This is a genomic window from Vibrio spartinae (assembly GCF_024347135.1).
GTDB lineage: Bacteria > Pseudomonadota > Gammaproteobacteria > Enterobacterales > Vibrionaceae > Vibrio > Vibrio spartinae.
This window is the reverse complement of sequence record NZ_AP024907.1, coordinates 3,127,645-3,139,427: the sequence shown is the minus strand read 5'-3', so window position 1 is coordinate 3,139,427 and position 11,783 is coordinate 3,127,645. Positions and strand designations below refer to the sequence as shown.

The following is an 11,783-nucleotide window of genomic DNA, read 5'->3' as shown; positions in this document are numbered from 1 at the left end:
TATTGTCCGAAAGGCTGAGCCAGTGAGACTCTGCCTGACAAAGCGGTTCTATTGAGTAAGGGTAATCGTTTCAACATCAGCGTTGGCAGCACCACGATACGCGGTGACTTCTAACTCCATCTTGTAGAGGGTTGAACCCAATGGCGGGCAAGTCACCGTTGTTGCAGGATCGACGCCGCGAAACTTATCACCGATGAGCGTCATGACGGCTTGGGTATCCGCGGGATTTTGGATGAACACCCGCGACATCACAACATCGGCAAGGCTTGCGCCGACGCTTTTTAGCGCGGCTTCAACATTGCTGAATACTTGGTGGGTTTGCTCAAGTACATCTTCAGGGATTTCTTTGGTGACGGGATTTCTGCCTGCGGTATTGGCAACAAAAATCCAATTATCAACGCACACTAGGCGTGAGTAGCTACTGAGTTCTTCCAGTTTTGAGCCGGTTTTTACTTTGGTAATCATGGTCATTTGAGTTTTCCTAAAAATAGCATCAGAGGAGAGTCACACTTGTACGTTTAGCGTAAAACCGGTGTATCCCAAAGGTTGAGTTTCACGCCAATGCCTTGTTCAATCGCATTGCGATAAATCACCGTCGCCCAAGCAACATCTTCGACCGGCATACCACCGACTGACATAATGATGATTTCTTCATCGTTCTGGCGACCCGGTGCATCGTTCGCCACAATTTTGCCAATGTCTTCCAGTTCTGCTTTATCAAGCTGACCTGCGGCAATCATGTCCATAAAACGAACGCCAATGAGCGGCACACAGTTATGGGCAGGTTTCGGTAATTCTTCATACCATGCTTCATATAGGCGCGTATTATCCAACACCTTACGAACCCCGGAATCTTCCATGCCTTCATCTAAAGAGCAGCTCGCTGGCATGGCTAGAAAAGCCCCTGGTTTCACCCATTCGCGCTTCACCATTGGATAAGTGGATGGGTCACCCGTTTCACCGGAATTACAGTAAGTGACCAGGTCAGACCCCCGAACCACTTCTTCAATACTATCGACGACTTGGATGTTGGTAATTTGTGGGAAAGTTTCCTTCAGCCATCCGATGAAATCATCCAGACTCTTTTGACCACGACCCTTTATCTTGATCGTATCAAGATGAGGGCAGGTCGCCATAAACGCAGATACGGTGGTTTTGCCCATGACGCCAGGGCCTAATAAACCAATCACTTTAGAATCTTTACGGGCAAGGTGGCGAGCACCAACGCCCGGGATCGCCCCGGTACGGTAGGCGGATAAAAGGTTGGCAGACATAAAGGCCAGAGGTGTGCCCGTATCAATGTCATTGAGGATAAGGGTGAGGATGGAGCGCGGCAGACCTTTTTCGCGGTTGGCGATATTTGAACCGTACCACTTCACGCCGGAGGTTTGAAAGTCACCGCCAAGGTAGGCTGGCATAGCCATCAAACGACGATCGGCTGTAGGCTTTGGCATGGTGGGAAAAGGCGATTGCTCAGGAAAAGTAATTAAGGCGCCATGTGAGTCACTATTCGCTCCCGCCATTCGATAATCCCCCTTGTATAAAAGAGCAAACATGTCTTCCATGGTATCTACACAGCGAGGCATATCCATGACACCAGCTTTAATCATGTCTGGCTCTGAAAGATAGATAAAATCGATTTTTGTGTTCTCTTGCATGGGGTTCACCTCAAAGGATCAATTGTTATTTTGATGAATTGTTTTTATATTAATTCTCACATTACGATAAAAATGTGTTTTTTTAAAGTATCTTTTATCATTTTTTTAACATTTTTCTATTTTTGTGTTTACAAGTGATGGGGTGAGAATCATGTTGAATGTTGAATGTTGAATGTTGAATGTTGAATGTTGAATGTTGAATGTTGAATGTTGAATGTGGGAGTTGCGTGTGGCTTTAAGCGTGATTGAGTCATCATATAAAAAAAGCAGAGAGGCTTATGCCTGACTCTGCTTTTGATGTGCGGGGCGTTTGTTTGGTGAGCGATTTTTACGTTTTATCGGGGGCTTGCTCATTGTCTAAATAGGTACCTCTTTCGATGTGGGCTGTGGCCTGTTGCAGACGCTCAACAACCGCTTCAAGACGGAACAGTTCAAATGCGCTGGTGGTACCGACAAAGGCGATGCTGCCAATAATGTCATCGTTTTCAAGGTTAAGAATGGGCGCTGCAATTCCCGTCAGGCCGAGATTGAGCTCATCATGCGTGACGCAAAAACCATCTTTACGGATTTTTTTGGTTTCCGTATTAAATTCTTTCCAGGTGAGATGATAGTCTTCACTGGGCTCAATCTGCTCATCATAGATTTTTTTCAGGCGATTGGTTTTTTGAAATGCGACCAGCACCTTCGATTGTGCCCCTTTAAAAATCGGCAACGGACGCCCCCGACCAAAGGTGAAGCCATACTTTTTAATGTCGGATTCGATATGGGTATTGATGATGTGTCCATCGTAAAAGACACTCATGTAGACAGTGAGTCCGGTGTTTTTGGAGAGCTCGGCCATCACTTCGCGCCCGTGGGATATCAGCGGATCATGTTGACGCATCATCCAATCCAGTTCGATGATTCTGGGGCCAAGGGTGTAGCTTGTCTCAATACGGGTCAATAAGCCGGCATCACATAGCTCCCGTACATAACGATAGGCAGTTGCACGGGAAAGGGATAGTTGTTTGGCGATGTCGTCGACATTAATGACGAGAGAACCTGGCCCAAAAATATTGAGGACGTTTAGCATTTTATTGAGACTGGACACGAAGACCCCTTAATGATCGATAAGTGTTTAGATTATATGTTCGAAAGCGCGATTTAACTCATTTTTGTGTTTTTTTCTAACATGATGAGACTTTTTCTTTTCTTATGCCGTCAATATAGCATTTTATTTGCTGCTGAAAAATGTCTCTATTCTCATATTCCGGATAATGAATGCTGCTAAACGGTTATCTTAAGGGTTATATTTTAAGTGTATTTTCTTAATTTGAGAAAAAATGATAAATTATCGTTTACATGAGTGCTTTTGTGTGCAATAAATCTTACATTGTGTTTTTCGATGCTGTGTCTTGGCGAAATCAGTGAAGTTGATATCAACATGCTGATGGCGCTGCCGGGTTAATTTATTGTCGATGCCATGCTGTCGTGTCGTATGGGTACGAAGCATCGCAAGCAAGTGGAGGTTAGCAATGAGTCGTCACTTTAAATTTCTGATTAATGGGGAGTGGGTAGAAGGGAATCATGCACCTTTCAATGTCATCAACCCCGCTACATTTGACGTTGTGGCAACATGTGCGAATGGGGATAAATCCCAACTAGAAGAAGCGGTTAAGGCGGCACAAACCGCTTTCAAAAGTTGGTCTGTGTCCAGCCATGAAGAGCGTCAGCGTTGTTTAAACAAGGCCGGTGACGAACTGGAAGCGCGCGCCAGTGAAGTGGCAGCGTTGATTGTCGCTGAGCAAGGAAAACCTTTCCCGCTTGCCATGGGCGAAGTGGAAGCGGGTATCGCTTGGTTACGCTTTGCCGCATCGCAAGACATTCCAGTCGAAGTCGCGGAAGAGACCGACACTAAACGTATTGAGGTACATCATAAACCGCTTGGTGTGGTCGCTTCTATTACCCCTTGGAACTGGCCTTTAATGATTGCTATCTGGCACATCATTCCTGCCATTCGTGCGGGAAATACGGTGATCAATAAGCCATCCGGATTAACGCCTTTAAGTACCATTAAGTTGGTAGAAATTATCAGTAACCATGTGCCGAAAGGGGTCATTAACATCATCACTGGCGAAAGTGGTATTGGCAGTGGCATGACGGCTCATCCTCAGATTAGTAAGATTGTCTTCACTGGTTCTACAGAAACGGGTCAGTCGGTAATGCGCAATGCGGCTGATAACTTGAAGCGTCTGACCCTTGAGTTGGGCGGTAATGATGCGGCAATCGTACTAAAAGGTACGGATGTCGCCAAAGTTGCACCGGATATTTTTGCCGCGGCTTTCTTGAACATGGGACAAACCTGCGGGGCGATCAAACGTCTTTATGTACACGAGTCGATCTATGATGATATGTGTGCTGCTCTGGTTGCGATTGCCAATGAGCAAGTGGTTGGTAACGGTATGGATGAAGGCGTGAACTTTGGTCCGGTGCAAAACAAAGACCAACTGCAAATTGTTGTAGATTTTGTGGAAGATGCCCGTCAAGGCGGGGCGACCATATTAACGGGTGGTCAGCCTCTTGAGGGGGTGGGCTACTTCTATCCTCCGACGCTGGTTGCTGATATTTCCAACGATGCTCTGCTGGTTCAAGAAGAGCAGTTTGGTCCGGCTTTACCCATGATCAAATTCTCAAATGTTGATGATGCGATAGAGATGGCTAACGGTGTGGATGTGGGGCTCGACGGTTCGGTCTGGGGGCCGGACACGGCAGAAGCAACAGCGCTGGCTGCTCGTTTAGAGTGTGGTACAACATTCGTCAACACTCACGCTAAAATTCAGCCCAATATCCCAATGGGCGGCTGTAAAATGTCGGGCTTTGGGGTGGAGTTTGGAGAGGAAGGATTACTGGAGTTTACCTCTCTGCAGGTTGTGCATATCAATAAATAATTGTTTTTGTTTTAGATATTTCTGTTCTAGACCATCCTTCCCATGTTGACAGCGTCAGCGGTTTATCTGCTGGCGCTGTTTTTTTATGTGTGTTTGCAGTTCTTTTTCGTATTTTGAGAATCATGAAAAAATAATTAATAAAAAGACGCAAATTGTCACAAAAATCTTATATTGGCTCATTTTATTTCATTTTGTTGGCTTTGTTTCGTTGACATTTGTTGTTGTTTTCGCATATTGTGAGAATTATCCAAATAAAGAGGTCTTCCTATGAATGGTGCAGAAGCAATTGTTAAAGCGGCAGTTGACTCAGGCGTTGAGTACTGTTTCGCAAATCCAGGAACCACCGAAATGCCATTTGTGGCAGCGATGGACAGTGAGCCAAAATTTCGCCCTGTTCTCAGTATGTTCGAAGGTGTGTGTACTGGGGCTGCGGATGGCTATGGTCGAGTTTCGGGTCGTCCGGCATTGACGCTGACCCATTTGGGCCCCGGCTTTGCCAATGGCATTGCCAATTTGCACAACGCGCGTCGTGCCAACAGCCCGATTGTTAATCTGGTGGGCGATCACGCCTCTTGGCATGTGAATTATGATCCACCGTTAGCGAGTGATATTGAGTCTCTGGCGCGTCCGGTTTCTGCATTTTTCCGTACCTCTAAATCCGTTGATCGCATGGTCGAAGATTTTGCAGCAGCTATGCGTGCTGCTTGGCAACCTTCCGGTGCGATTTCGACCCTTGTCTTACCGATGGATTTACAAGCCAAAGCGTTGGCAGAAGGGATGCCTAAGGTGTCTATTCTGCCACCGAAACGCCATTTTAAAGCCGACTATATTGACGTCGTGGCACAGCGTATTAAAGCGGGCAAGCGTTTGGTCTTTATTGTGGGGGATAACGGTTTAGATGAAAGAGGCCTAATCGCTGCTGGTCGTATTGGTCAGTTACCCGGCATCAAAATGTTTGCTGAGACGTTCCCGCGTATTTCTTATCGTGGGGGGGGCTTGCCAGACCTTGACCGTTTGCCTTACTTCCCTGAAAAAGCGATTGCTGAGTTAGAACAATACGACGAAGTGGTTTGTGCCGGTGTGGTTGAGCCGATTGCCTATTTCGGTTACGAAGGGATGCCATCGCGTTTAGCCCAAACCGATCGTTTGGTGACGCTGGCGGAAGTGGGCGACGATGTGTCCGGTGCGCTGGAAGCGCTCGCCGAGTTGCTCAATGCACCCGCCCATCAAGATCTGGTGGGCACGATTGAGTTACCTGCGGCGAATGAAGCTTTGACCCCGCAATCTATTGGCAAAATCATCTCCAGCACTTTGCCTGATAACTGCATTGTGTCCGTTGAAGGTGGCACCTGTGGTTACCCATTTTTCACCGAATCGGCTTTGGCACCGCGCCATCGCGTGTTAACCAATACCGGCGGTGCCATTGGCCAAGGTATTCCCGCCGGTTTTGGTGCGGCATTGGCTGAGCCGGGGAATACCGTCGTGTGTTTGCAATCAGACGGCAGTGCCCAGTACACCATTCAAGCCTTGTGGAGCATCGCTCGCGAGAACCTGCCTGTGGTGATCCTGATCGCTGCCAATCATAAATACAGCATTCTACAAAATGAATTGCGCCGTTATGGCGTCACCGAGTTTGGTCAAAATTCCTTGGCGTTAACTGAGTTGGATAGACCTCGCGTCGATTGGCGAGCCTTATCTAAGGCATATGGTGTGGACTCGGTCTGCGTCACCAATAACGCGGAACTCATGCGTGAATTTAAAGCCGCGTGCGACGCAAAAGCGCCACGCTTAATCGAAATGTCTTTGTGAGGTTGATCATGACTACCATGGCACTGTTTCCTGAAGTACAAGGCTTTCTTGCCGAACAAAAACGTTTGTTTATCGGCGGTGAGTGGGTTGAGCCTGCGACAGGCGAATATTTTAATGTTGAGGATCCTGCGACAACACACAACATCGCCAGTGTGGCCAAAGCCACTGCTGCTGATGTGGATCACGCGGTTCAAGCCGCACGTCAAGCGTTAGAAGGTGAGTGGCATCGAGTGTCACCAGCTCAGCGCACCAAACTGATGTTACGCTTAGCGGATTTGATCGAGGAAGACGCGGAAAACCTTGGGCAAATTATCTCGCTGGAAAATGGCAAGCCCTATAGTAATGCGAAAAACGGTGAAGTCGTTATTACCGCCAGTATCATCCGCTATTTTGCTGGCTGGCCCTCCAAAATTGAAGGCAGTACCATTCCTGTGTCACCGCGTACTGGCGAGCGCATGCTCAACTACACGGTTAAAGAGCCGGTAGGGGTTTGTGCGCTGATTGTGCCATGGAATTTCCCGCTGTCTATGTGTGCCTGGAAACTTGGGCCTGCGTTGGCGACCGGTTGTACCTCTATTTTAAAGCCAGCGGAACAAACGCCTTTATCCGCCTTACGTTTGGCGCATCTGATCGAAAAAGCCGGTATTCCTCGTGGTGTTGTGAACGTGTTAACCGGTTTTGGTGAGGGCGCTGGTGCGCCACTGGCAGCCCACCCCGGTGTGGATAAAATCGCCTTTACTGGTTCAACCGGTGTGGGACGTCTGATTGCGCAAAGTGCAGCCGGCAATATGAAAAAAGTCTCCCTCGAATTGGGGGGGAAATCCCCCAACATCATTTTACCCGATGCCAACATTATCAAGGCGGCGAAGGGTGCCGCCGACGGCATTTTTTATAACCAAGGCCAAGTGTGTACCGCTGCCTCTCGCTTATATGTTCATGAAAGTGTACTCGATCAAACCTTGGAAGAGTTGCGCAAGCATGCCGCTGCCCATGTGGTTGGGCCCGGTTTGAATGAACGAACCACCATGGGGCCTTTAGTCTCCTCCGCACAGTTTAATGTCGTCAAAGGTTACGTAGACAGTGCCGTGTCCGAAGGGGCGGAGCTGGTTTGCGGTGGTCATAAACCCAGTGAGTTAGGTGATGGTTACTTTATGTCGCCGACAGTGTTTTTGGACAAACAAGAACAGGCTCGCATCGCCCGTGAAGAAATTTTCGGCCCGGTGGTGACGGTCATGAGCTGGTCTGATGTGGATGAGTTGGTACATCGCGCCAATGATACCCCCTTTGGTTTGGCCGCCGGTCTTTGGACCAATGATCTGACTCAGGCACACACCATTGCCGGTCGCATAAAAGCAGGGTCCGTGTGGATTAACTGCTGGAATGTGGTGGATCCTGCGTCGCCATTTGGTGGCTACAAGCAATCAGGCTGGGGACGTGAAATGGGCAAAAATGTCATTGATGCCTATACCGAAACCAAGAGTGTTTTCGTCAATTTAGGTTAACAGAGAGTGGATTATGGATTTAGAAATCAAAGATAAAGTTGCCATTGTCACCGGTGGCGGCATGGGGATTGGCAAAGATGTCGCCAGATTTCTAGCTGAAGAAGGCTGTGATGTGGTGATTTGCTCACGCACTATGTCAGTGCTTGAAAAGACCGCAGCTGAGATTTCCGCAGCAACCGGTCGTCGCGTCTTGCCTGTGGTGTGTGACACCACGGACATGGATTCTGTCGAAACCATGGTGGCAGTCGCAGCCAAAGAATTTGGCCGGGTAGATATTTTGGTCAATGGTGCGGCAGCGCCTTCTGGTGTAGTGCGTAACGCTATTGAGTTTGCTAATGATTACGAATTACTGGGCGATTTAGATACCAAAGTGATTGGTTATTTCCGTTGTGCGAAAGCCGTCACCCCTTATATGAAAGAACAAGGTTTTGGTCGCATTATCAATATTGGTGGTTTAACTGGTCGTAGTAGTAAGGTGATGTCAGGGATGCGCAACCTTGCCATTGTTCATATGACCAAAAACTTGTCGGATCAACTGGGGCCACACGGCATTACCTGCAACATCATTCATCCCGGTGTGGTGGATACCCCGCACATTCAAGAGTTGTATGAGCGTGAAGGGAATCTCCAAAACAAAACGCCACAAGAAGTGGAACAGGGGTACATCGATGTCACGCCAATCCGTCGGACCTTAGCGCCGGTTGAAATTGCTTACTTGATTGGCTTTTTGGCCTCACCCAAAGCGGGTGCGGTCACGGGCGAGTCGATTGGTATTGATGGTGGGTTAACCCGCGGTATTTTCCTTTAGGAGGCAGTATGAGTGGCACGATTTTAGTATCGACAGTTGGCCAAGGCGTGGTGAAAAGTGCCGATAATGGTCAAACATGGCATCGTCTTGGTTTAGGTCAGGACATTGAATTTGATGCGGTCACCCGTTCTCTGGATGTGGATCCGGAGAATCCAAGTACCTTATATATTGGTACGGATACGGGCTTGTGTGTCAGTAAAGATGCGGGCACGAAATGGACACGTATTGATTCCCCTTTTAATGGTGAAACCGTGTGGAAAGTGGCGGTCGACCCGAATGATTCAAAGCGTCTTTTTGTGGGCACGGGGGCACCGTCTCGCGCGGTACTGTGGCGCACTAAAGACGCCGGTGAAACGTGGGATCGTGCACCGGTTGAGATTCCTGAGTTTTGTGCCGGCGTAAGCAAACCGCGGCTATTGGCCTTTGCATTTGACCCGACCGATTCCAATAAAGTCTGGTTTGGCTTAGAAGAAGGCGGGTTGTTTAAAAGTGAAAATGGTGGCGATACGTGGGAACGGGTTGATGATCGTTTGTTATGGGACTTCAACTCCGACATCCATACCATTCAGGTACTCCCGAATCACGGTAAAAAGGTGGTGGTCGCAGTATGTGTCAATGCCGTATATCGCAGTTTTGACGATGGAGAAACATGGGAAGGTGTGATTGCCAAGGAAGCCTTTGGGTTGTACTACGCGCGTTCCACTGCCGTGCCAATGGGGACGGAAAGTACGATTTATTTAAGTGTGTCAGATGGGACACCGGGGACGACCAGTCAGGTTTATGTTTCTCACGATGCCGCTGCAACCTGGCAACTATTACCTTTGCCACAGCAGCCAAACTCGTGTGTCTGGGGGATTCATGTGAACCCTGCAAACCCGGACCAAATGGTTGCCGGCACCAAATACGGACATTTGTTTACCAGTGAGAAAGCGGGATTGTCCTGGAAAAAGGAATGGCGTGAGTTCAGTGAAATATCAGATGTACTCTGGACACCAGCAGAAGCCGTTATTGAGGCTGCTCATGCCTCTGTAATCAAGAAATAGTCGGTGATCACAACACATAGTCGCGAGTGATCACATAAACATAGGTGATGAAGATGAAGGTGAAAATCAATCGTACTCATATCTCTTTATTTGTATCCGACCCCGTTGCCTCCGCAGATTGGTATGCAGATGTGTTATCGATGGAGAAAAATGCCAGCAATGGTGACGAGTGGGTGATGATGAGTTTTGGTGACAAGCACCATGATATTGCGTTGATTAAAGCGCCGGAAGGGGCGAGCAAAGGCATCATCGGTCTTCAGCATTATGGTATGGAGATTGATGGTGACTTAACGACCTTACGCCGACTGTATGGCATGTTATTGACGAAAAAGGTTCCGATTGTCAAAACCACGGATCATGAGGTGGGGATTGGGCTGTATTTTGAAGACCCGGACGGCAACCGCTTAGAGTTTTTCCTTGAGACAGAACACGATGATGAGCTCGGCAAGTATCGCTTTAAACATGCGCATGCCCCGAGTCGTCCGATCAAACTCGACCCTATTTTTGACTGATGTACTTTTGTACCGATGTACTAAGGATTTCAAACCATGAAAGAAGCAAACTTCAGTTCATATCATATTCGTAAGTGGTTCTACCATTACGAAGAAACCCTGGCCAATGAAACTGGCAAACTGGCCGATGGTGAGCCCGTTAAAAAATACGTCATTGCAGCAGCAATTCATAATCCATTGGCGAATACTTACGCTGAAGATTTGTCTGTCTTAGTGGAAAATTCACCCGAGTTGGGGAAAGAGTTTGGTCACCGCATTCAAGCGCTGGCGGGCGATAACGAGATCGTGAGCTATGGTAAAGCCGTTCTGGTGGGCGCCTTTGGTGAGTATGAACATGGCAATGCATTTTTGACCAATCCTGCGGCAAACCCTGTCCGCGATGCTGTCGGTGGGGGGAAGTCCTGGGTGCCTTCTACCGGTAAAGTCGGTGCACCCGGCACCATTATTGATGTGCCGTTAGCCCATAAAAACGCGCTCTATGTCCGTTCTCATTATGACTCGATTGCAGTGTCTTTTAATGATGCACCTCGTAACGATGAGATTTTGATCATTTGGTCCTTTGCGACTCGTGGTCGCTTGCATGCACGTTTAGGTGGCCTACAAGCAGCAGATGTTAAAGGAGAAAATGGCCTTATTTAGCGGTCATTTTTTATAGCGATCATTTTTGTAGAGGTAATAGCCATGACAATGTCGAGTAGCAGCCATTTTTTCACCAGTGATGGACTTCAGTTGCATTACCTCCAATGGGGCGATGGCAACGTACCGGTGGTGATGTTGCACGGGCTACGCGGTTTTGCGCAAACCTGGCAAGACCTCGTTGATGCGATGGGAAACGGTTTTACCTTTTTTGCCCTGGATCAACGGGGACGCGGTGACAGCGACTGGGGGCCGACCAAGGATTATCACGCACAAACTTACGTACAAGACCTAGCCCGGTTCATCGATCATTTGGGGTTGCAACGTTTTGTCTTGATTGGCCATTCATTAGGTGGTCAGAACGTGGCTGAGTTTGCACGGCAGTATCCAGAACGAGTGATGGCGATGGTGATTGAAGACATTGGTCCCGGTTCTTCCAAACAAGGGGAAGGGGCAGAACGGATTCGTCGGGAAATGAGCAATACACCGTTAAGCTTTGATTCTTGGCAAGCTGCGCAAGATTTTTGGACAGGTTCGCGCCCGAATTTAACCGAGCAAGCCTTGCAAGCACGCTTGACTTACTCATTCCGTGAAGTGGACGGAAAAATAACATGGAAACACGATCAGCAGGGCATTGCGGAGGCACGCTTAACCATTGAACCGATGGATTTATGGCCTGCGTTCCGGGCTATCGCTTGTCCGACTTTATTGATTAAAGGCAGCCATTCCGACTTTTTATCCAGTCAAACCGTGGCGGAAATTGTTGCATCGAGTGAGCGGGTTCAGGCGGTGCAAATTGAGCATGCCAGTCATTATGTCCACGACGATCAACCAGAAAAATTTAATGAGGCGGTGGTGCGTTTCATGCAAACAGTTCTTACAGATTAG

11 protein-coding genes are annotated in these 11,783 nt (G+C 48.2%); 8 read left to right on the top strand and 3 right to left on the bottom strand.

The annotated features are described in order from the left end of the window. Window positions 1-48: 48 nt before the first annotated feature. The 3 genes from OCU60_RS14025 to OCU60_RS14015 all read right to left on the bottom strand — a co-directional run bounded on the left by OCU60_RS14025 (window position 49) and on the right by OCU60_RS14015 (window position 2,748). Window positions 49-471, bottom strand: coding sequence for a Rid family hydrolase (locus OCU60_RS14025; RefSeq protein WP_074371821.1), 423 nt, complete (start codon window positions 469-471; stop codon window positions 49-51). A 47-nt stretch (window positions 472-518) separates the two neighbouring features. Further along, window positions 519-1,658, bottom strand: a complete 1,140-nt coding sequence (locus tag OCU60_RS14020; protein ID WP_074371820.1) for a tyramine oxidase subunit B — start codon at window positions 1,656-1,658, stop codon at window positions 519-521. Window positions 1,659-1,986: 328 nt separating this feature from the next. Further along, complete coding sequence (locus OCU60_RS14015; protein ID WP_074371819.1) at window positions 1,987-2,748, bottom strand: IclR family transcriptional regulator; 762 nt, start codon at window positions 2,746-2,748, stop codon at window positions 1,987-1,989. Window positions 2,749-3,172: 424 nt separating this feature from the next. On the opposite strand from OCU60_RS14015, the gene OCU60_RS14010 reads away from it, so the two are divergent. The 8 genes from OCU60_RS14010 (at window position 3,173) to OCU60_RS13975 (ending at window position 11,783) form a co-directional block, all read left to right on the top strand. Beyond that, entirely contained in the window at window positions 3,173-4,585 is a 1,413-nt protein-coding gene (locus OCU60_RS14010; protein ID WP_074371818.1) for an aldehyde dehydrogenase family protein, read from the top strand. A gap of 267 nt (window positions 4,586-4,852) precedes the next feature. Continuing rightward, window positions 4,853-6,394 carry an acetolactate synthase large subunit gene (locus tag OCU60_RS14005; protein ID WP_074371817.1) on the top strand — a complete coding sequence of 514 codons (1,542 nt, stop codon included), beginning with the start codon at window positions 4,853-4,855 and terminating at the stop codon, window positions 6,392-6,394. A gap of 8 nt (window positions 6,395-6,402) precedes the next feature. Then, window positions 6,403-7,896, top strand: a complete 1,494-nt coding sequence (locus tag OCU60_RS14000) for an aldehyde dehydrogenase family protein (protein ID WP_074371816.1) — start codon at window positions 6,403-6,405, stop codon at window positions 7,894-7,896. Between the two features lie 13 nt (window positions 7,897-7,909). Then, the gene (locus OCU60_RS13995) at window positions 7,910-8,704 is read left to right on the top strand and encodes an SDR family NAD(P)-dependent oxidoreductase (RefSeq protein WP_074371815.1); all 795 of its coding nucleotides are present in this window, start codon (window positions 7,910-7,912) and stop codon (window positions 8,702-8,704) included. A gap of 8 nt (window positions 8,705-8,712) precedes the next feature. Beyond that, window positions 8,713-9,747: a VPS10 domain-containing protein gene (locus OCU60_RS13990; protein WP_074371814.1), complete on the top strand. Its 1,035-nt coding sequence runs from the start codon at window positions 8,713-8,715 to the stop codon at window positions 9,745-9,747. 53 nt (window positions 9,748-9,800) lie between these two features. Continuing rightward, the gene (locus tag OCU60_RS13985; RefSeq protein WP_074371813.1) at window positions 9,801-10,259 is read left to right on the top strand and encodes a VOC family protein; all 459 of its coding nucleotides are present in this window, start codon (window positions 9,801-9,803) and stop codon (window positions 10,257-10,259) included. A gap of 36 nt (window positions 10,260-10,295) precedes the next feature. Beyond that, window positions 10,296-10,898: an amino acid synthesis family protein gene (locus tag OCU60_RS13980; protein ID WP_074371812.1), complete on the top strand. Its 603-nt coding sequence runs from the start codon at window positions 10,296-10,298 to the stop codon at window positions 10,896-10,898. Between the two features lie 42 nt (window positions 10,899-10,940). Beyond that, on the top strand, window positions 10,941-11,783 hold the full coding sequence (locus tag OCU60_RS13975; RefSeq protein ID WP_205410465.1) for an alpha/beta fold hydrolase: 843 nt from the start codon (window positions 10,941-10,943) through the stop codon (window positions 11,781-11,783).